This is a genomic window from Streptomyces sp. NPDC002499 (assembly GCF_053595415.1).
Window position 1 is genome coordinate 298462 of sequence record NZ_JBSFXO010000016.1, and the last position, 20682, is coordinate 319143.

Annotated in this window: 20 protein-coding genes; 9 read left to right on the forward strand and 11 right to left on the reverse strand. The window is 69.8% G+C overall.

Annotation, left to right across the window (positions count from 1 at the left end; genetic code table 11):
- Positions 1–28 precede the first annotated feature (28 nt).
- The 6 genes from ACWD5F_RS40110 to ACWD5F_RS40135 all read right to left on the reverse strand — a co-directional run bounded on the left by ACWD5F_RS40110 (position 29) and on the right by ACWD5F_RS40135 (position 7261).
- Positions 29–1027, reverse strand: coding sequence for an ABC transporter permease (locus ACWD5F_RS40110; protein ID WP_450352765.1), 999 nt, complete (start codon positions 1025–1027; stop codon positions 29–31).
- A complete protein-coding gene (locus ACWD5F_RS40115) occupies positions 1024–2127 on the reverse strand; it encodes an ABC transporter permease (protein ID WP_451261144.1) in 1104 nt (367 codons plus the stop codon). The genes ACWD5F_RS40110 and ACWD5F_RS40115 overlap by 4 nt, the downstream gene beginning before the upstream one ends.
- Positions 2128–2131: 4 nt before the next feature.
- A complete protein-coding gene (locus ACWD5F_RS40120) occupies positions 2132–3853 on the reverse strand; it encodes an ABC transporter substrate-binding protein (RefSeq protein WP_451261145.1) in 1722 nt (573 codons plus the stop codon).
- 173 nt (positions 3854–4026) lie between these two features.
- Entirely contained in the window at positions 4027–4122 is a 96-nt protein-coding gene (locus tag ACWD5F_RS40125; protein WP_401713139.1) for an Ms4533A family Cys-rich leader peptide, read from the reverse strand.
- Positions 4123–4190: 68 nt separating this feature from the next.
- Entirely contained in the window at positions 4191–5627 is a 1437-nt protein-coding gene (locus ACWD5F_RS40130; protein ID WP_451261146.1) for a DUF3152 domain-containing protein, read from the reverse strand.
- Positions 5628–6079: 452 nt separating this feature from the next.
- Positions 6080–7261, reverse strand: coding sequence for an alpha/beta fold hydrolase (locus ACWD5F_RS40135; RefSeq protein WP_451261147.1), 1182 nt, complete (start codon positions 7259–7261; stop codon positions 6080–6082).
- A 165-nt stretch (positions 7262–7426) separates the two neighbouring features.
- On the opposite strand from ACWD5F_RS40135, the gene ACWD5F_RS40140 reads away from it, so the two are divergent.
- From ACWD5F_RS40140 to ACWD5F_RS40155, 4 genes are all read left to right on the forward strand, one after another.
- A complete protein-coding gene (locus ACWD5F_RS40140; protein WP_451261148.1) occupies positions 7427–7651 on the forward strand; it encodes a hypothetical protein in 225 nt (74 codons plus the stop codon).
- A gap of 216 nt (positions 7652–7867) precedes the next feature.
- A complete protein-coding gene (locus ACWD5F_RS40145) occupies positions 7868–8512 on the forward strand; it encodes a TetR/AcrR family transcriptional regulator (RefSeq protein ID WP_123997902.1) in 645 nt (214 codons plus the stop codon).
- 152 nt (positions 8513–8664) lie between these two features.
- On the forward strand, positions 8665–8892 hold the full coding sequence (locus tag ACWD5F_RS40150) for a DUF3107 domain-containing protein (RefSeq protein WP_123997903.1): 228 nt from the start codon (positions 8665–8667) through the stop codon (positions 8890–8892).
- A gap of 196 nt (positions 8893–9088) precedes the next feature.
- A complete protein-coding gene (locus ACWD5F_RS40155) occupies positions 9089–9358 on the forward strand; it encodes a hypothetical protein (protein ID WP_451261175.1) in 270 nt (89 codons plus the stop codon).
- Positions 9359–9494: 136 nt separating this feature from the next.
- On the opposite strand, the gene ACWD5F_RS40160 is transcribed toward ACWD5F_RS40155, so the two are convergent.
- Entirely contained in the window at positions 9495–10277 is a 783-nt protein-coding gene (locus ACWD5F_RS40160; protein ID WP_451261149.1) for a ferritin-like fold-containing protein, read from the reverse strand.
- 494 nt (positions 10278–10771) lie between these two features.
- Here ACWD5F_RS40160 and ACWD5F_RS40165 point away from each other — a divergent pair, with 494 nt between their 5' ends.
- Both ACWD5F_RS40165 and ACWD5F_RS40170 read left to right on the forward strand, forming a co-directional pair.
- Complete coding sequence (locus tag ACWD5F_RS40165) at positions 10772–13246, forward strand: DEAD/DEAH box helicase (protein WP_451261150.1); 2475 nt, start codon at positions 10772–10774, stop codon at positions 13244–13246.
- Positions 13247–13756: 510 nt separating this feature from the next.
- Entirely contained in the window at positions 13757–14638 is an 882-nt protein-coding gene (locus tag ACWD5F_RS40170) for an alpha/beta fold hydrolase (protein WP_451261151.1), read from the forward strand.
- A gap of 310 nt (positions 14639–14948) precedes the next feature.
- Here ACWD5F_RS40170 and ACWD5F_RS40175 read toward each other — a convergent pair whose 3' ends face one another.
- Positions 14949–15734 (reverse strand): SDR family NAD(P)-dependent oxidoreductase, encoded by a 786-nt coding sequence (locus ACWD5F_RS40175; RefSeq protein ID WP_451261152.1) that lies wholly within the window; start codon positions 15732–15734, stop codon positions 14949–14951.
- Positions 15735–15955: 221 nt separating this feature from the next.
- On the opposite strand from ACWD5F_RS40175, the gene ACWD5F_RS40180 reads away from it, so the two are divergent.
- Positions 15956–17374, forward strand: a complete 1419-nt coding sequence (locus tag ACWD5F_RS40180; protein ID WP_451261153.1) for a pyridoxal phosphate-dependent decarboxylase family protein — start codon at positions 15956–15958, stop codon at positions 17372–17374.
- Positions 17375–17604: 230 nt separating this feature from the next.
- The gene (locus ACWD5F_RS40185) at positions 17605–18036 is read left to right on the forward strand and encodes a MarR family winged helix-turn-helix transcriptional regulator (RefSeq protein WP_451261154.1); all 432 of its coding nucleotides are present in this window, start codon (positions 17605–17607) and stop codon (positions 18034–18036) included.
- Here the strand turns inward: ACWD5F_RS40185 and ACWD5F_RS40190 are convergent.
- Entirely contained in the window at positions 17943–18197 is a 255-nt protein-coding gene (locus tag ACWD5F_RS40190) for an SDR family oxidoreductase (protein WP_451261155.1), read from the reverse strand. The two genes, ACWD5F_RS40185 and ACWD5F_RS40190, sit on opposite strands and share 94 nt — an antisense overlap.
- A gap of 485 nt (positions 18198–18682) precedes the next feature.
- Positions 18683–19588 carry an NYN domain-containing protein gene (locus tag ACWD5F_RS40195; RefSeq protein ID WP_401713162.1) on the reverse strand — a complete coding sequence of 302 codons (906 nt, stop codon included), beginning with the start codon at positions 19586–19588 and terminating at the stop codon, positions 18683–18685.
- Positions 19589–19785: 197 nt separating this feature from the next.
- Between ACWD5F_RS40195 and ACWD5F_RS40200 the strand changes: the two genes are divergently transcribed.
- A complete protein-coding gene (locus ACWD5F_RS40200) occupies positions 19786–19938 on the forward strand; it encodes a hypothetical protein (protein ID WP_019058373.1) in 153 nt (50 codons plus the stop codon).
- An 82-nt stretch (positions 19939–20020) separates the two neighbouring features.
- Here ACWD5F_RS40200 and ACWD5F_RS40205 read toward each other — a convergent pair whose 3' ends face one another.
- A complete protein-coding gene (locus tag ACWD5F_RS40205) occupies positions 20021–20626 on the reverse strand; it encodes a MarC family protein (protein ID WP_451261156.1) in 606 nt (201 codons plus the stop codon).
- Positions 20627–20682: the final 56 nt, after the last annotated feature.

The following is a 20682-nucleotide window of genomic DNA, read 5'->3' on the forward strand; positions in this document are numbered from 1 at the left end:
CCCGGACTCACATCGGTACCACCCGCACTCACGTCAGTACCACCCGTCGGTCGGCCAGCGCGTACAGCACGTCCGCGACGGCGTTGGCGAGGACCACGAAGAACCCGATGACCAGGACCATGCCGACGACGACCGGCAGATCGACCACGTCGACGGCGTGGACGAGTTCCTGGCCGATGCCGGGGAGGCCGAAGAGGGTCTCGGTGAGGACCGCGCCGCCGATCGCCGAGCCGACGTTGTTGGCGTTGAGGGCGATGACAGGGGCCAGCGCGCCGCGCAGGGCGTGCCGTCCGACGATCGTCCGCTCGGCGACGCCGTAGGCCCGGAAGGTGCGGATGTGGTCCTCGGCCAGCGTCTCCAGCATCGACGCCCTGGTCATCCGGGCGAAGGCCGCGGCCTCGATGAGGGCGAGCGAGAGCCAGGGCAGCAGGAGGTTCCACGCCCACTGTTCGGGGTCGTCGGTGAACTTCACGTACTGCGGGAAGGGCAGGAGTTGCAGTTCGCCGCAGACGACGATCATCAGGACGAGGCCGATGACGAAGACCGGGGTGGCCCAGCCGGCCAGGGTCAGGGCGGTCAGCAGCCGCTCGGTGAACCGGCCGCGCCGCCAGGCGGAGAGCACACCGGTGCCGACGCCGAGGATCAGCCACAGGACCATCGCGCCGAGCACCAGCGAGAGGCTCACCGGGAGCTTGGTCAGGATGATGTCCATGACCTGCTGGTCGCTCTGGTACGAGAGCCCGAGGCAGGGCGCCGAGCAGTGCTCCACCGAGGTGCCCGTGGAGTAGTCCTGGCCGGCGACCAGACCCAGCAGGAAGTGCCAGTAGCGCACGTACAGCGGGTCGTCGAGCTTGAGTTGCTGGGCGACCTGGTGCACCTGCTCCGGGGAGCAGCGCGGACCGCAGGTGATCTGGGCGACGTTGCCGGGGGTGGCGTAGAAGACGACGTAGACGATCACCGAGATGGCCAGCAGGGTCACCACGGTGCCGACGGCGCGACGCAGGACGAAGCCTCCGAAGCCGCTCATGCGGGGCCCTCCTTACCGGCCTCGGACGCGGTCGCAGCCTGGCCGGCCTCGGACGCACCCTTGCCTGCCGCGCCCTCCGTCTTGCCGACCACGCCCTCCGCCTTGCCTGCCTTCGCCTCGCGCTTGCGGCCCGTGCCGACGCTCAGGCGAGACGCAGCGCGCGGGTCGAGGGCGGTGCGGACACCGTCGCCGAGGACGGTGAGCGCGAGCACGGTGACGAACAGCGAGCCGGCCGGGAGCAGCAGGTACTGCGGGGCCGCCTGATACCAGACGTCGGCCGCGGTGAGCATCTGTCCCCACGACGGTGTCGGCGGCTTCACGCCGACGCCGAGGAAGGACAGGGCCGCCTCGACGCTGATGTTGACCGGCATGAGGATCGCCGCGTAGGTGATGACCGGCGCGGCGAGCCCTGGCAGCAGTTCCCTGCGGGCGATCCGCCAGGTGCCCCAGCCGCTGAGCCGGGCGGCGGAGACGTAGTCGAGCCCCTTGAGGGTGAGCGTCTGGGCGCGCACGATCTTCGCGATGTTGCCCCACGCGATGAACCCGATGACCAGGGTGACCAGCACGGGCCGCGGGAAGCTCGAAGGGACGATCGCGAGCAGTGCCAACGCCATGATCATCAAGGGCATGGCGACAAAGATGTCCGTGATCCGGCTCAACAGTTGATCAACCCATCCACTGCCGAGCGCGGACGCAATGCCCATCACGACACCCACGAGGACCTGGATCACGGTCGCGGCGAACGCGACCCCCAGGGAGACGCGGGCGCCGTAGACCAGCCGCGCGAACAGATCGCGCCCGGTCTGCGGTTCGAGACCCAGCCAGTGGTCGCCGCTGATCCCGCCGAACGACCCGATCGGCACGCCGCCGCGCGCGGAGTCGATGAGCGAGGGGTGGTAGGTGGTCGGGTCCTGGCCCTCGATCGCCGTGAGCAGCGGCGCGGCGAGCGCAACCAGGACCAGGAGCGCGACGACGGCCGCCGCGACGAGGGCGGCGCGCTGCGTGCGCAGCCGCCGCCAGAACTGACGGGCCCCCGAGACCCCCGGGACGGGTTCGATGCCCGTCCCGGGGGTCTCGGCGGCGACAAGTGCCTCGCTCACGGCGCTACTTGACCGCGACCTGCGAGATGTCCAGCACACCGGTCCAGTCGCTGATCACGACGTTCTTGATGTCCTGGCCGACCAGTCGCTTGTAGACGGGGTGGAACAGCGGCACGGTGAGCGCCTGCTCGCCGATCTTCTTGTCCAGTGCACCCCACCTCTTGGCGGCAGCGTCAAGATCGGTCAACTTGTTGATCGCGTCAATCTCTGCATTGACCGACTTGTCGTTCAACAGGCCGTTGTTGAAGTTGGATCCATCCTTGACGATCTGTCGGCCGTCGAAGATCGGGGCGAGGAAGGGACCGCCGGAGGGCCAGTCGGCACCCCAGTGGGCGAGGAAGAAGCCGGGCTCGGTCTTCACGTTGTGGATCTTGTCCCGGTAGTCGTTGTCCTCCAGGCCCTGGAGCTTGACCGTGATGCCGGCCTTCTTGAGCGCGTCCTGTATCGCGGTCGCGATCTCGGGGCTGGTCTCGAAGTCCTTGCTGTTGGAGTGCGTCAGCGTGACGGTGAGCCCCTTCGGGTAACCGGCCTCCTTCAGCAGCTCCTTGGCCTTGGCCGCGTTGCCGGTCGCCCCCGCCGGGAAGAGGTCGTACGGCGTGTAGCCGAAGGACTTCTGGTTCGGCAGGAAGGTCGTCGCGGACTCGGCCAGCGCCGAGCCACCCGCCGCGTTGATCACGGACGAGCGGTCGATGGCGTACGAGACCGCCTCGCGCACCTTGGCGTCGTCGAACGGCTTCACCGTCGGGTTGAAGGCGATGTAGTTCGTGTAGCCGAAGTGCCCGGTGCCCACGCGCGCGGCCAGTTCCTTGTCGCCGGACACCTTGGCGAGCTCGGCCGGGCCGAGGTTGGTGTCCGTGGTGACCGCGGTCGCGTCCGCCCCTTGGGACGCCGACAGCCGCTGGTTGATCACGGAGGAGTCGAGCCCCGACCGTACGTCGATCTTGTCCGGGTACGCCTTGCGCTCGTCGTCGACCGAGGCCGACCAGTACGTGTTGCGCTCCAGGACGAGGTGCTCACCGTCGTTCTCGTTCGTGACGACCTTGTAGGGGCCGGACGAGACCGGGTGCTCCTCGTACTTCGTGCCGGTGTCCTTGGCCTTGGGGACGGGCGTGGTCTGCGTCTGCGTGGCCAGGTACGGGAACTCGCCCTCGGGCTTGTTCAGGTGGAACACGATGGTCCGGCTGTCCGGCGTCTCGATCGCCGACAGGCCCTTCTTGTCCTTGTAGGGCCCCTGGTAGTCGGCCGCGCCGACCAGCCAGTCCCGCAGGTAGGGCGCGCCACCGGACAGCTCGGGCGCGAAGGACCGCTCGATGCCGTACTTGATGTCGGCGGACGTGATCGCCGTACCGTCCTCGTACTTGAGGCCCTTCTTCAGGGTGTACGTCCACTCGGTCGCGTCCTTGTTGGGGCGCCCGGTGTCGGTGGCGAGGTCCGGGACGACCTTGGCACCGGCCGCGCCGTTCTCGCGGTTGCGGGTGGTGAGCGTACGGAAGACCAGGGACGGGACGTTGCCGCCGCCCGAGGTGTAGAGGCGGGCCGGGTCGAAGTCCTGCTGCGGGTCGGAGTTCAGGACCGTGAGCGTGCCGCCCTTGTGCGGCGTGGAGTCACCGCCGCCGGAGCCCTTGGCATCGTTGTCGTCCGGTCCGCAGGCGGCGACACCCGCTGCCAGAACCAGGCCTACGGATGCCGCGAGCACTCTGCGGCTGTTTACGGACGGTTGACGCATCGGAATGACGACCTCTCGGGTGGCTCGAACCGCATGGCTCGAATGGTGAGACGGATTGACAAGGGGTGAGACGAAAGTGAACAGACGTCTGCCCGGGCGTCAGGTCGTCGAGAGGCCGTGACCGGGTCACGGCGGAGAGAAGAGATCGCGACGCGAACGCCCAGGGGCGAACGTCAGCGACAGTGGATGTCGGCCACGCAGAGCGGGGTCACGCCGATGAGCGCCAGCTCGATGGCGGCGCTGTTCTCGACGGATTGACTAGACCACATGCGCAGCAATATGTATGACCGATCAACGCATGTCAATGTGACATAAGCACCACCGGTCACCCTGCGCGTCAACTTCCGGGGTACGCCCAGGGGTTGGGCAGACAGTGGATCCCGTCATGGTCCAGGAACTTCGTCTGCTGCTGCATCACCGGCGCGAGCTGGCCGTTCTTGTCACAGGTCACGTGGTGGTAGCCCAGCCGGTGACCGACCTCATGGTTGATCAACATCTGCCGGTAGGCATGAATCTCGTCACCGTAGGTCGTCGACCCCTGTGCCCATCTGTATGCGTTGATCATCACTCGTTCGGTGGCGGCCGAGTCGCAGGAGACGTTGTCCTCGGTGGTGTCCAGACCGGACTTGGCGCACCACTCGGCGGTCGTACCGGGGCTGGCGAGCGTGATCACGAAGTCCGGCTCACCGGAGTAGACGCGCTCGAAGGTGCGGGCGCCGTTGTGCGCCCAGCTCCGGTCGTCGTTGAGCGTCTTCTGCACAGCGGCGGCGAACAGCTCCCCGTCGAGACCGAGCCCCTGCTCCACGTCCACGCGATACGTGTACTTCTGCCCCTTGCCGGGCGCCTTGGCGATCCCCGGGATCGCGTCGAACTTCCCCGACCCCTTGAGCTTGGCGCTCAGCGGGTACTTCTTGTCCATCTTCTGCGTGTACGTCAGCGTCGCCACGCTCGGCGACGAGGACGGCGTCGGCCGCCCGTCCCCGCGCGAGGACGAGTCCCGGGCGTCCCGCCCCTGATCCGTGGCCGCCTGCGTCCGTACGCCCTCGTCGTCACGTCCGTCCGCGACCTGGCCGGCGACGACGACGGCCAGCACGGTGACGACGGCCGCGGCCGCGATACCGGTGAAGGCCCGCCCCTTGCCGCCCTTGGCCGTCGCGGGCACGCCGGTCGGCGGCACGCCCTGGTCGTCGACGTCGGTCTCGGAGGGGACACCGACGCCGGTGCGGCGGTCCCACTCGGTGCCGGAGTCGTAGAGGTCCGTCGCGGTCCGGCCGCGCGGGGCGAAGACGTCGTCGTTCTCACCGAAGGCGTCGACGTAGTCCTGCCGCGCACCGCCCGAGGGCGCCTGTCGCCGCCGCGGCGCCGCAGTACCGGGCCCCGCCGGACCCGCGCCCCTCAACTCGCCCCACCCGCCACCGGATTCACGCTGCTGCGGGTGCCCCCCACGTACCTGGGGGAAACCATGCGCGGGAGTCCCGTCGGGAAGCCGAGGCACTCCACGCGCGGGGGTGCCGTCGGGAAGCCGAGGAAAACCATGGGCGGGGGTGCCGTCCGGAAGCCGGGGAAATCCGTGCGCCGGTGTGCCGTCGGGAAGGCGAGGAAAACCATGCGCGGGCGTGCCATCCGGAAGCCGAGGGAAACCGTGCGCAGGCGTCCCGTCCGGGAAGAAGGGCACTCCACGCGCGGGCGTGCCATCGGGAAGGCGCGGTACCCCGCGCGCGGGCGTCCCGTCGGCGGCCCTCGGAAAGCCGTGTGCCGGCGTCCCGTCAGCCATCCGTGCCGCTCCGCTCCGACCGCCCGGACCGCCCGAGCCCTGCCACGGTCCCTGTTGTTGTCCCTGCTGCTGTTGGTGCTGCTGTTGCTGCCCCTGCCGCTGTCCTTGCTGAGGCCGGCCGCCCTGCTGCCACGCTCCGGGAGCCGCGCCAGGAACCGGACCGTCCCCGCGCCGAGGCCCGGGCACCTGAGGCACCGCACCGAAGCCGGGCACCCAGCGCGGACCCGCCCCGGACTCCGAAGCCGAAGCCGAACCCGGCCACTGCCGCTGCCCCTGTTCCCGTTGCCGATCCTGCTGCTGCCCCTGCCGGGAAGCCGCACTCGACTCCCCGCCCGCGGCAGCCGCGGACCCGGCCCCGGACTCCGATCGCGCCGTCCGAGCACCTCGCCCCGCGCTGTCGGCGGCCTCGCCCTTGGCGATACCGCGACGGCTGTGGCGTCCCACGTCCCCCCTCAGCTCCTCGCGCTCTCGCCGACTCCGTCACCCTCGCCGGCCACCTTCGCACGCCCCGTCCTCGAACCCACAGTCCTGGAGCGCTCGGGTTTCGCGCTCTCGCCGGCGACGTCGTCCTTGACGCCACCGTCGCCGCGCCCGGCGACTGACGAGTCGTCGGCGACACCAGCACCGTAGGCACCAGAGGCCCCACCGGCCAAGTCGCCCCGCGCGTCGGAGGGCACCGACTCCCCCGTATCGGCGAGGAGTTCGCAGAAGCTGCGGGCCACCAGCTCCGGGTACTCCATCATCGCCACGTGCCCCGCGTCCGGCAGGCTCAGCAGGCGGGAGTCGCGGAAGGTGCGGGCTGCCTTGCGTGCCATGCGGTAGCCGACGAGCTGGTCCCGGCCACCGTAGACGAGCAGGGTGGGCGCGAGGACGCGTTCGGCCTGGCGCCACAGCCCGTGCTGGCCGCCCAGCGTGTACGCGTTGACGATCCCGCGCGCGGAACGGGTCATCGCGTCCCAGAAGTACGGCAGTTGGAGCCGCCGCTCCATCTCCTCCACGGCGTCGTGGAGTCCTTCCGGCGTCACCATGCCGGGGTCGCCGTAACACAACGTCAGAACGCCGTGGACGCGCTGCTCCGCCGTCCACTCCCGGGTGAGCCGGGTGAACAGCCCGGTCACCCCGGGCAGCGCCATCAGCACCGTGGGCACGGCGCTGCGCTGCACGCGGATCTCGGGCAGCGCCGGCGACACGAGGGTCAGCGTGCGCACCAGGTCGGGCCGGAGCGCCGCGACGCGCGTGGTGACCGCGCCGCCGAGCGAGTTGCCGAAGAGGTGCACGGGACCGCGCCCGGCCGCGTCGAGGTAGCGGATCACCGCGCGCGCGTGCCCGGTGATCGAGTAGTCGCCGTCGTCAGGTGGCGGGGAGTCGCCGAAGCCCGGCAGATCGAGGGCCTCGCCGTCGACGACGCCCTCCAGGCGCTCCATCAGCACCGACCAGTTCTGCGAGGAACCGCCCAGGCCATGGACGTAGAGCGCGGGCGGCAGCCCTTCGCGCGCGGGGGGTCGCGAACGGATCGTCAGTGTGATGCCCGGCAGCCCGACCGATCTGAGCCGCTCGCCGTCCGCGACCCTGACGGGAGACACCTTCGGGAGCACATTGGACGCCGGCACGGACGGCGGCTCGGTCGAAGACATGCGGCAATGTTACGAGACGATCACGTAGGGGCTCGTGTGTTCGCCGTCACAGATCGCGCGCACGGTCGCATAGCGTCCGGATCCGGTGTCTCCTACGCTCGTGGAGAGGGCACCCGCTTGTAGCCCCTGCTTCTTCCGGGGACATTCGTAGGAAGGGAGCCCATCATGGCCATCGACCCCACCGATCCCGAGACATTCCAGGACGAGCGCGCCGAGGAAGCGACGGCGATCGACGTGGAGGCACCGGAGGCGGACGCGGCGGAGCAGCACGCCGATGTCGTGCCCGCCCGCGACGAGCCGCTGGAGGACGCCGATCAGGACAGGGCGGCCGAGGCCGACCTGATCGAACAGCGCAGGGTCGTCTCGCTGGACGAGGACGACTACCGCTGAGGACGACCGCTTGCCACCGAAGACAACGAAGTCGACGGCCCCTGACCGGGCGGAAGAGGCTCTTTTGCCCACATCGAAGAGGTCCGAAACCGCCTTTTCGGGTATCACCACGGTCCCGTCCGTGAAATTCTGCGCTCGCACCGCGCACACCACGGTTACCGAAAAGTACGATGGCGACGCGGCGCTCACCGCAAGAGGACGACTTTGGGAGGCGGCGTGACAGCCATCGAGCAGACAGAGGCCGCGCGCCCGAGGGGTACGCGCCTGCCGCGCCGTGCCCGACGGAACCAGCTGCTGGGCGCCGCGCAGGAAGTGTTCGTGGCGCAGGGCTACCACGCGGCGGCGATGGACGACATCGCCGAGCGGGCGGGCGTCAGCAAGCCGGTGCTCTACCAGCACTTCCCCGGCAAGCTCGACCTCTACCTGGCACTTCTCGACCAGCACTGCGAGTCGCTGATCCAGTCGGTACGCGTGGCGCTCGCGTCGACGACCGACAACAAGCAGCGCGTGCGCGCGACGATGGACGCCTATTTCGCGTACGTCGAGGACGACGGCGGCGCCTTCCGCCTGGTCTTCGAGTCGGACCTGACCAACGAGCCCGCCGTGCGCGAGCGCGTGGACAAGGTCACGAACGAGTGCGCCGAGGCGATCTGCGAGGTCATCGCCGAGGACACCGGCCTCTCCCAGGCGGAGTCGATGCTGCTGGCCTCCGGGCTCGGCGGGCTCGCCCAGGTGGTGGCCCGCTCCTGGCTGCACAGCGACCGCAGCGTCCCGCGTGACCAGGCGGTGCAGCTGCTGACCTCGCTGGCCTGGCGCGGTATCGCGGGCTTCCCGCTGCACGGCACCGACCAGCACCACTGACGCCACCATGGCCCCGGGCGGCCGTTTGTTCCCGTCCGTTGTTCGCTCCTGGCGTTGGGGCGCGGACCGTGCACGTCCCCTCACCGGGCTAATGTGTGCTGGGTAGGGCGCGGACAGGTCGCGCACTTCATGACCGTCGGAGGGACATAGCCGTGGAGGTCAAGATCGGCGTGCAGCACGCGCCCCGCGAGATCGTTCTGGAGAGCGGTCAGAGTGCCGAGGAGGTCGAGCGGATCGTGGCCGAGGCACTGGCCGGGAAGTCGCAGCTGCTGACCCTCGTGGACGAGCACGGCCGCAAGGTCCTCGTCCCGGCCGAGCGACTCGCCTACGTCGAGCTGGGTGAGGCGGCCCCGCGCAAGGTGGGCTTCGGCGCGCTCTAGGCACACGCGAACAGAGGGGCCCGGCGACTTTCGGTCGCCGGGCCCCTCTGCCGTTCTCCCCGCTGTTCTCCCTGTTGCTCCTCTCCACAAACGGAGCACAAGTCATCCACAGGGGAGGATTGCATTCCGCAGGTCACGGGTATGACGGCCTACGAACGTGATGCGCAGGCAGGCCATGTGGGAGGGACCCCTCGTGATGTTGTTGGAAGCGCTCGCCGCCGCCGTTCTCGGTCTGGTGCTGGCGGCCGTGACATCCCATCGGCTGGCACACCGCCTACCGACCCGTTCCCTGGTCCTGGCCACCGGCGTCGCCGGCGCCCTCTTCGGCGCCTTCGTCACCCACAGCGCCCTCGACCCGGGCAACCTCTTCGTGATCCTCCTGGGCGCGGCAGTAATCTCCGCCGCGTCCCTCTCCCTGCTCCTGCGCCCGAGCCGCAGACTCCGCAGGCGCTCAGCCCCGGCGTAGGGCGGTAAGGCGGTAGGGGACGGGCGGCGCAAACAAGTCGCCCTGGCTTTAAGGCAGTTAGGGGCGCGGGGAACTGCGCGACCAGCCCCCACCGGGCCGCAGCCGCGAAACCCCCCGCAACCACCCCCACAGAGCGCTACGCAGCCAACCCCAACGCAGCCATCCGCTTCGTGTGCGCCTCAGTGATCCGAGAGAACATCCGCCCCACCTCAGCAAGATCGAACCCATCGGCGACCCCACCAACAAGCATCGTCGACAACGCATCCCTGTCAGCGACAACCCGCTGGGACTGCGACAACGCCTCCCCCATCAACCGCCGAGCCCACAACGCGAGCCGCCCACCCACACGCGGCTCCGCATCGATCGCGGCCCGCACCTTCTCCACCGCGAACCCCGCGTGCCCGGTGTCGTCGAGAACCGCCAGCACCAGTTCCCGCGAATCCGTGTCGAGCCGCGCGGCGACCTCCCGGTAGAAGTCGGACGCGATCGAGTCACCGACGTACGCCTTGACGAGCCCCTCCAGCCAGTCCGAGGGCGCCGTCTGCCGGTGGAACCCGTCCAGCGCGGCGACGAACGGCTGCATCGCGTGCGTGGGCTCCTCGCCGATCTCCGTGAGCCGGTCCCGCAACCTCTCGAAGTGGTGGAACTCGGCCGACGCCATCTTCGCCAGCTCCGCCTTGTCCGCCAGCGTCGGCGCCAGCTTGGCGTCCTCCGCGAGCCGCTCGAACGCGGCCAGCTCCCCGTAGGCCAGCGCGCCGAGCAGGTCGACGACCGCGGCACGGTACTGCGGGTCGGCGGCGGCCGTCGCCCAGTCCTGGGCGGCGACCCCGGTGTGCTCGACGGGGGCGTCGGCAGTCGCCTCTCCGGTCGTCTCCCCGGTTGCGTCGGAGGCGTTGTCAGGCTTGTCAGAGGTCGTCATGAAGCGCACAATAGCCCGCTCGCCGCGAGGCGGAAGTCCCTGGTCAATCAGTGTGACGACGACTACGTGACCAATTCGGCCATCGCGTGTGCACGTTTCCGGGGTATGGTGGTAATGCGCCTGCTGAGTACGCACGTCCATAACGACGACGTACCTCGTGCGGCCGCACGTTTGAGGATGCCCGGTCGGTGGCCCGATCGGCTCCGACCTGACAGCCCTCTGGGCCGTGCGCACTCTGCGCACGGAGTACGGAGGGAACCCTCAGCGGTACGAGCGCTAGAGCGTCGGCAGAGGTCCCGTGCCCTGCGGCCCGATGTCCGTAAGGCAGCCGACGTCCCCGGCACGGTCCGTCAACGACCCCTTCGCTCGCCTCGCGCCGCGCACACAGAAGAGGCAAAACCCTGACTACGACGTTCAGAGATCTCGGAATCCTTCCCGAGACCGCCGAGGCGCTTGAAGCCGTCGGCATCATCACTCCCTTCCCCATCCAGGAGATGACCCTCCCCGTAGCCCTCTCGGGCACGGACGTCATCGGCCAGGCCAAGACCGGCACCGGCAAGACGCTGGGCTTCGGCCTTCCGCTCCTCGAGCGCGTCACCGTCCCGGCCGACGTAGAGGCCGGCCGCGCCAAGCCCGAGGCCCTCACCGACGCCCCGCAGGCGCTCGTCGTCGTCCCCACGCGCGAGCTCTGCACGCAGGTCACCAACGACCTGCTGACCGCGGGCAAGGTCCGCAACGTACGCGTGACCGCGATCTACGGCGGCCGGGCCTACGAGCCCCAGGTCGAGGCCCTTCGGAAGGGCACCGACGTCATCGTCGGCACCCCGGGCCGACTGCTCGACCTCGCGGGCCAGAAGAAGCTCAACCTCAAGCACATCAAGGCGCTCGTCCTGGACGAGGCCGACGAGATGCTCGACCTGGGCTTCCTGCCCGACGTCGAGAAGATCATCAACTTCCTGCCGGCCAAGCGCCAGACCATGCTGTTCTCGGCGACCATGCCGGGTGCGGTCATCGGCCTGGCCCGCCGCTACATGTCGCAGCCCACGCACATCCGCGCCACCGCGCCGGACGACGCGGGCGCGACGGTGGCGAACACCGCGCAGCACATCTACCGCGCGCACAACATGGACAAGCCCGAGCTGGTCTCGCGCATCCTCCAGGCCGACGGCCGGGGCCTGGTCATGGTCTTCTGCCGCACCAAGCGCACCGCGGCCGACCTCGCCGACCAGCTCAAGCAGCGCGGTTTCGCCGCCGGCGCGGTCCACGGCGACCTCGGCCAGGGCGCCCGCGAGCAGGCGCTGCGCGCCTTCCGCAACGGCAAGGTGGACGTGCTCGTCTGCACCGACGTCGCCGCCCGCGGCATCGACGTCGAGGGCGTGACGCACGTCATCAACTACCAGTCCCCCGAGGACGAGAAGACGTACCTGCACCGCATCGGCCGTACCGGTCGCGCGGGTGCCAAGGGCATCGCGATCACCCTCGTCGACTGGGACGACATCCCGCGCTGGCAGCTCATCAACAAGGCGCTGGACCTCGGTTTCAACGACCCGCCGGAGACGTACTCCACGTCCCCGCACCTCTTCGAGGAACTGAACATCCCCGCGGGCACCAAGGGTGTCCTGCCCCGGGCCGAGCGCACCCGCGCCGGTCTAGAGGCGGAGGTGCTCGAGGACCTGGGCGAGACGGGCGGCCGTGGCGGCCCGCGCGGCCGCGGCGGTCGAAACGACCGTGACGGACGAGGCGACCGTGACCGCGGCGATCGGGGTGACCGGAACGAGTCCCGCTCCGGCGACCGCGAGCGTCCCGCGCGTACGCCCCGCAGCCGTCGTCGAACGCGCAACGGAACGCCGCTGGACGGTGCGACCGCCACGACCGCTCCGGTGTCCGCCGTGCCCGAGGCCGAGGAGGCCACCGGCACGCGTACCCCGCGTCGTCGGCGCCGTACCCGTAACGGTGCGTCGGAGCCGGTGACGGCTGTCGCGGCCGTACCGACCGAGGCCGCCGAGGCCGCGGTCACCACGGCGGAGGGCCCCGCCCTGGACGCCCCTGAGACCGCGTCGAAGTCGCGCCGCCGCCGGACCCGCCGGTCCGCGGAGACGCCGGTGGAGGCCACGCAGGCCGCCGTCGCAGTAGCGGCTCCGGTTGTCGTGGAAGCTCCGGTCGTCGTGGCGACCCCGGTCACCGTGACGGAGCCGGAGGCTCCCGCCGCCCCGCGTCGTCGTACGCGCAAGGTCGCCGCTGCCGCCGAGACCGCCGTGGACACGGTGGAAGCGGTGGAGACCAAGCCGAGGGCTCGCCGCACCCGCAAGGCCGCCGAGCCGGCCGTCGCCGCGGAGACCACCGAGGTCGCCGACGTCATCGAACTGGCCGAGGCCAAGCCGCGCCGCACCCGCAAGGCCGCCGCTGCCGCCGAGACCGCCGTGGACACGGCGGAGGCCACGGAGACGAAGCCCAGGGCCCGCCGCACCCGCAAGACCGCCGAGCCCGTGGAAGCGGTGGCGGTGGCGGAGGTCACGGAGCTGGCCGAGGCGAAGCCGCGCCGTACCCGGAAGGCCGCGGCGACCGCCGAGGCCGTCGTGGACACGGCCGAGGCCACCGAGGCCAAGCCCAAGGTCCGCCGCACCCGCAAGGCCGTGACCGCCGCCCCGGAGACCGCCGAGGTCATCGAGGCGCCGGCCGAGGTCAAGCCGCGCCGCACCCGCAAGGTCGCCGCCGCTGCCGAGACCGTCGTGGACACGGCGGAGGGCACGGAGACCAAGCCCAAGGCCCGCCGCACCCGCAAGACCGCGGCGGCCGTCACGGCCGACATCCCGGCCCAGTCCGTGGAGGAGCCGGCGACCAAGCCGCGTCGTACCCGGAAGGCCGCGGCGACCGCCGAGACCGTCCCGGAGCCGACCGAGGCAAAGCCCAAGACGGTACGGCGTACCCGCAAGGCGACCGCCACAGCCACGGAGCCCGCGGACAGCTGACCGCGCACTCTCCCCGACGGCCCGTCCCACGTCCTGTGGGCCGGGCCGTCGGCGTTTCGGCCCACGCCCTCGTCGGGAACCGCGCTCTCCTCGGCCCGCCCGTGCTCCGACTCCGCGCCCACCCGGCTCGCTCCACCCCGATCGCCCCCTCCCGCTCGCACCGCCGCGGTCCGCCCCGAACCGCATGACACTTCTGGTACACCGCCCACCCCGCCGGGGTTCCCACCCGATGGATTTCCACCCCGAGAGATTTCCGCCCCGCCGAGCCCAATCCCGCCCCACCTCGGCCACCCTGCCCAGCCCAGCCCACCTCGACCATCCCCCTCCACCCCACCCCGGACATCCGCCGAGCCCAATCGCGCCCCACCCCGGCCACCCCGCCCAGCCCAGCCCACCTCGACCATCCCCCTCCGCCCCACCTCGACCAGCCCCCCTCCACCCCACCCCCGGACACCCCCCGTGAACCAGCCCGACCCCCTCCCCGTCACACCCGCCAGATAGCCTCGGCGTATGAGCAGGCCTCCGTCCTTCACCCCGCCTCCCGGCGCCCGCGCGTACTCGTTGCGCACCGCGCGCGGAGAGTTCGCCGTTGTCGACGCACCCGTGGCCGCCGGTGTCGAGCCGCGGGGTGTGGCGTTGATGCTGCCCGGGTTCACCGGCAGCAAGGAGGACTTCAATCCGCTGCACGAGCGGCTCGCGGCGCGCGGGTACCGGACGGTCGCCGTGGACGGGCGAGGACAGTACGAGTCAGACGGGCCGGCGGATGACGAATCGGCGTACGCGCAGGAGGAGTTGGCGCGGGACGTGCTCGCCCAGGCCGCTGCCGTCCACGATGGGCCCGTGCATCTGGTCGGGCACTCGCTCGGCGGTCAGATCGCCCGTGCCGCCGTCCTCCTGGACCACTCGCCCTTCCGGTCACTGACCCTCATGGCCTCCGGTCCGGCCCAGATCTCCTCCTCGCAGCAGCAGCGCGTGAAGCTGCTGCGGGACGCGCTGGCCGTGATGACCCTGGCCGAGGTGTGGGAGGCGATCCAGGCCATGGAACCGCAGCCGCCGGAGGAGACGGAAGCGGGCGGGCTGGACGACGGTCTCGACGACCAGGAAGACCTGCGGCGCCGCTGGTTGGGCAACAAGCCCGCCCAACTCATCGCCACGGGACGCCAGTTGTGCGTCGAGCCGGATCGCGTGGCCGAACTGGCCGCCGTACCACTGCCGTTCCACGTCCTGTCGGGTGCGCGTGACGACACCTGGCCGGTGACGCTGCTCGACGAGATGGCCCTGCGGCTGCGCGCCCGTCGGACGGTCGTCCAGGGTGCCGAGCACTCCCCCAACACCGACCGCCCCGAGGAAACGGCCCGCGCCTTCGCGGACTTCTGGGACGGCGTCCGCTGATTCCGGGCGCACCAGCAGAAACCAGTACCGGTCACCACTGGAAGCCAGTACCAGCGTCCGTCTTCAAAGATCGTTAGGTGATGGATCATGGTGGCTTGATACGGAGCCATGAACTCACCGACCGCGAATGGGAGTTACGTGACCCACTGATACCGCGGGCGGCCACGGGACGACCTCGTGTGGAAGACCGAGCCATGCGTATGTGCGTGATCGTCAAGTCATCACGGTAGATGTGTGCGTGTTTGGTCTTCAAGCGTGGACTTGACTCCTCCCCGAGGAGCGGCAGCCCTTCAGTACGGGGCAGTGAGGACTAGTCCGTGACCTGGCCGTCGAGCCCGAAGACGGGCACCGGCCGGCGCTCGGCCATGGCATCGAAGATGCTTTGCTCGGCGGCGCGTTGTGCGACGAAGTCCGCTGTTGCGGTGCCGCCGAAGCCGACCTCCGCGTGGGAGCCGTCCAGGAGGGGGAAGACGGTGTCGCAGTATTCGTCCAGATCGGCGCCGTGTGCCTGGCCAGGTCCGGCGAGTTGGGTGGCCACGGCCGGGGGGATCAGCTCGACCACACGCACCTGGGTGGCTTTGAGGGCGTGGCGCAGGTTCACGGTGTAGCTGTGCAGCGCTGCCTTGGACGCGCTGTAGAGGGGAGCGAACGGCTGTGGGAAGAAGGCTCCGCCGGAGGTGACGTTTATCAGCAGGCTGGGGCGGCCATGGGCCAGCAGGTGCGGCACGAGCAGGCGGCCGAGGTGGACCGGCGCGGCGAGCAGGATGTCGATCTCGTTCTGCGCCTCGGCCCAGGGGGCTCGGTCCGAGGCGATGCCGACGCGTCGCTGGATGCCGGCGTTGTTGATCACCACGTCCAGCTCGGGCATCACCTGCCGGACATGGTCGGCGAGGCGTTGCCGCTCCTCTGGGGCGGCGATGTCGTTGCGGAAGGTCTCGATGCCGGGCAGACGGCCGGCCGCCGTAGCCAGTCGGTCGGCGCCGCGGGCGGTGATCATGACGCGGTGGCCCGCGGCGAGATACCGCTGAGCCAGTCCGAGACCGATACCGGCGCCGCCGCCGGTGATGAGCACTGCGCGCTTGTCTTGAGTTGCCATGTAAATCACTATGGACCGCATGTGTTTACATAGCAACTCGGACGTAGGGTGATGCCGTGACGTGATCCCTCATTTGGAAGATCCGGAGCTCGGCCGATCTGTCTGCGGCCTCCCACATGTGATGGGAAACGATGACGGCGGCCTGCGCGCCAGGACTCGTTGCAGCCGGACCCAAGAGGAAAGCCTGGCCCGCCGGGGCCCGGAAGACGGATGGAGACCTGATGCGACAAGTGGACTGGACGTCGGTGCTGGACACCGCGACGCGTGCGGCACTGGAACACCTGCAAGCACTTCCCGACCGGCCGGTCCTGCCCTCGGCGGCCGATCACGAGGCGATCCTCTCGGTGCTGGACCGACCTCCGACAGCGGGCGGTGTCGCGGCGGAGCAGGTCGTGCGGGAACTCGCCCGTGACATGGAGCCGTACATCACCGGTCAGGCCGGCGGACGCTACTTCGGCTTCGTCGTGGGCGGGCTTCACCCGGCCGCGCTCGGCGCCGAGGTCCTCGTGTCGGCGTGGGACCAGAACGCGCCGATGTTCGCCGGCGCGCCAGGCGTGGCAGTGGCCGAGGAACTGGCGGCACAGTGGCTGGTGGATCTGCTGGGCCTGCCGACCCGGAGCTCGGTGGGATTCGTCACCGGAGGGCAGATGGCGAACTTCACCTGCCTGGCCGCGGCCCGGCACGAGGTGTTCCGGGAGGTCGGCTGGGACGTCGAGGCGCGCGGTCTGCGTGGAGCGCCGCCGCTGACCGTGGTGGTGAAGGCAGGCGCCCACGCCACCGTCCTGCGTGCACTGCGCTTCCTGGGCCTGGGCGAGCAGGCCGTCGTCACCGTGGCCTGCGACTCCGAGGACCGTGTCCGGCCGGACCTGCTCCGGGAGGCACTGGCCGCGATCCACGGACCGACGATCATGGCCGTGGAGTGCGGAAACGTCAACACCGGCGCCTTTGACGACTTCTCGGCAGTGGCCGACCTGGCGGACGCGCACCGAGCAGCCGGAAACCCGACCTGGGTCCATGTCGACGGCGCCGTCATGCTGCTGGCCGCGGCCTCACCCGCCATGGCCGACCGGGTCCGAGGGCTGGAACGCCTGGACTCGTGGTCGACGGACGGCCACAAACTCCTGAACGTCGCCTACGACTGCGGCATCGCCCTCTGCCGCAACGCGGCTGCCCACCGGGCCGCGATGAGCGTGACCGCGTCCTACCTCGAACAGGACACGGGCGCCCGCGACCCGTTCGACTGGGGCCCGGAATTCTCCCGTCGCGCCCGCGGAGTGCAGGTCTACGCGACTCTCCGCGCTCTGGGCCGGGACGGACTCACCGAGCTGGTCGACCGGGTCACAGCACTGGCCCGCCGGTTCGCACAGGCTCTCCAGGCCAGCGGGCAGGCGGAAATCGTCAACGAGATCGCCTCGAACCAGGTCCTCGTGCGGTGGCGGGCCCTCGACGGCGATCACGGGCGCCTGGCCGAGACCGTCATGGCGGCGGTCCGCGCCGAGGGAACGGCGTTCTTCACCGGTACGACCTATCGGGGTGAGCGCCTGATGCGCATCTCGGTCTCGGACTGGGCCACCGACGAGGCCGACGTCGACCGGGCCGTCGAAGCCCTGCTCCGCCATGCCCGCACGGCAAACGCGTGAGCTCCCGGGCTTGGCGTAGCACTGGGCGACGTGCAGAACGTGCACCTGGTGCCAGGAGGCCACCGTGGTCCCCCGTTCGGAGAGCCGCGAGACCGTCAGAAGCCGCGGCAGTCCGGACAGGAACGGGGCTTTGGCCTGCCCGAGCCGCCTGGCAACGCCATTGCATGCAAACGGGGTTCGCGCTGCACCCGATACCCGTTTACACAGCAACCTGCCGATACGGTGGCCCCATGACGCAGCCCCTCAATGATTCCGAGATGGCGCGTTGGGTCGCCTGGAAACGGGCGAACGACGCAGTGCTCGCCGAGGTCGCCCGCGAGATCCACAGCGCGGCCGGACTGTCCGCGGCCGACTTCGCCGTGCTCTCCCGGGTGATCGAGAACGGTGACGGCCGTATGCCTCAGCAGGACCTCGGAATCATGCTGGACTGGAAACGCGCCCGACTGTCCCGGCAACTCTCCCGGATGGCCGAACGCGCGCTCGTGGAACGCGAGATCGGACCCGGCAGACGCGTACTGATCATCGCGACGGACGAAGGCCGGGCCGCTCTCGCCGCGGCCCGTCCCGCTCACGCGCGCGCGGTTCGGCGTGCCCTGCTCGCGCACGCCGAAGCGCCCGGCACCGACGCGTTCTGGGATGTCGTCCGCGAGATCGCCGCGTAGTTGAAGCCGTCGAGCGCGGAGTCGACGTCGGACTTGGGGATGAACTCCTCATAGATCGGGGTGCGTACGACGGCAGGGGCGACGGCGTTGACTCGGATGCCGTGGGAGGCGAGATCCATCGCCAGGTGCTGGGTCAGCGAGTGCAGGCCGGCCTTGGACATCTAGGGCCAGTCTCGGTCGCGGGTGGCCTTGGGCTCTGACGACCGCCCGTCAAAGAGATCTTGCCCAGAGCAGGAACGAGGCGAGTGCGATCGCTGCTTCGTAGGAGGTGGCGGTCTTGTCGTACCTGGTGGCTGTGCCGCGGAAGCCCTTGAGCCTGTGCGCGATGCCGCGTCGCCGCAGGTAGACAGCCCTCCTCGGGACCGGCCGAGGGCGTGATCGTCCAGTTCGTCCTGCCGGTGCTTCCCTCTTTTCGCCCGCAGCGGCTGCGTGCTGGTGGGCCCGGACGATGGTGGAGTCGATCTGGACGAGCCAGTCGATGCCACCGGCCGCGTCCGCCTGGGCCTGGCTCTGCCGCAGTGCTCGGGTGAACACGGCGTCGAGGGCATAGCGGCGGAAGCGGGTGCAGACGGTCTGCCATGGCCCGTAGCGTTCCGGCAGATCAAGCCACCATGATCCATCACCTAACGATCTTTGAAGACGAACCCTAGTACTGCGTCTGCAAGTGCTCCCAGAACCCGTCGCGCAGCGCCCGTCGCAGATCGGCCTGTCCGCGCAACGAGTACTGGAGAAGGCCCTCCGCCTCGACCAGCAGATCCTGGTCGACCGAGCCCGGCAGGTACGGGTGTCCCGGCAGCAGTTCCACCAACGCCTCGCGCCCCCGCGCGGCCAGCCACTTCGCCGCGATCTGGGCGCCGACGAAGCGGACGTCCTCGCGGGTGGGCCGGGTCGCCGTGGTCTCGTAGGCGGGGGCGGCGCGGCGGGCGACGTACGGCTTGAAGAAGTCGAGGTCGAAGGTGCGTTGGCTGTCGACCTCCCAGAGGAGGGGCTCGGCCTGGTTGCGGCCCTCGGGGGCCTCGATGCCCCACAGGTGGACCCGGGCCCCGTACCCCTGCGCCGCCTCGACCGCCGACACCAGGTCCTCGTCGCCGCCCAGCAGGGCCGCGTCGCTGATGGCGCGGTGCCGGGCGAGGGATTCGAGGTCGGTACGGATGAGTGAATCGACGCCCTTCTGCTGGTTGTTGGCGTTCAGGTTGCCCAACCGGACCTTCACGTCCGGGAGTTCAGCGATGGACTGCTGCTCGGCGGTATGGATGCGGCGTCGGGCGCCGTCGTACCAGTAGACCCGCAGCAGCCTGCTGTCCGCGAAGATCGTGCGTGCCTTGTCGATGAGCGCCTCGATCAGGCCCTCGGCGTCGAGGTCGAAGGAGCGGCGGTCCTCCGTGCCGGCGACGAGTCGTCCCGCGGCCGCGTACAGGTAGCCCGCGTCGACGAAGATCGCATGGGTCGAGGGTGTCTTCGCCACCTCGGCGAGCATGCGTCTCAGCAGCTCGTTCGTGCGGTCGATACGGGCGCCTAGCGCCGTCAGGTCGTCGTCTCTCATTGCCTCCATTGTCCCGGCGGTCACGCTGCGAACACAACCGGTCCCGGTCAGTCTCCTGTGTGCACCTTGAGAGTCTCTTACCGGTCAGTAATTAGCCGTTCGAAAAATTTCCTTAGCGTAGGGAATGTTTGTAACACGCACCCCGTTGACTACATCAGTAACCAAGTAGTTCTCCTCAGGAGGATGACCAGACGAAGGGAGAAGCCATGCGCTTCGAAATCATGCGTCTCGACGAGGTCGACGGCACCACCGTGGACAGCACCGTCGTGGACGCCGCCTCCGTCAACCGGATCGTGCAACAGGCCGCCGCCATAGGACAGCGTCTGTGGATCCGCCCCGCCGAGACCAAGGCCTCGTAACACTTACGCGGACCCCTCAACCACACTTCAGAGGCCCTGTACGGCACCGATGCCGTACAGGGCCTCTGCGTATACGAACGCCTCAGGCGCTCTTGATCACCTGTGTGATCCCGTTGATGATCTGCTGCACGGCGATCGCGGAGAGCATCATCCCCGCGAGCCGCGTCACGAGCACCACGCCGCCGTCCTTGATGACCCGGATGATCAGCAGCGAGTACCGCATCACCACCCACAGCACGACGTGGATCGCGAGGATCGCCGCCCACACCGACACCTGCGAGGCGACACCGTCGGCCTTCTGCACGGCCAGGATGACGGACACGATCGCGCCGGGTCCGGCCAGCAGCGGCATGCCCAGCGGTACGAGCGCGACGTTGACGTCCTTGGTCTGCTTCGGCTCGTCGGTCTTGCCGGTGAGCAGATCGAGGGCGATCAGCAGAAGCAGCAGCCCGCCCGCGATCATCAGCGCGGGCACGGAGACATGCAGATAGTCGAGGATCTGGTGCCCGAGCAGCCCGAAGACGGTGATCACGCCTCCGGCGACGCAGACGGCCTGGAAGGCCATCCGCTTCTGCACCTTGCCGGGGCGGCCGGCGGTCAGGGCGAGGAAGATCGGGGTGATCCCAGGGGGATCCATGATGACGAACAGGGTCAAAAAGAGGGAGCCGAAGACGGCGACATCGAACATGGGTGAGCACAGGCCTTGCGAGAGAAACGGGAAAGGGGGAAGTGGACGACCGGGCG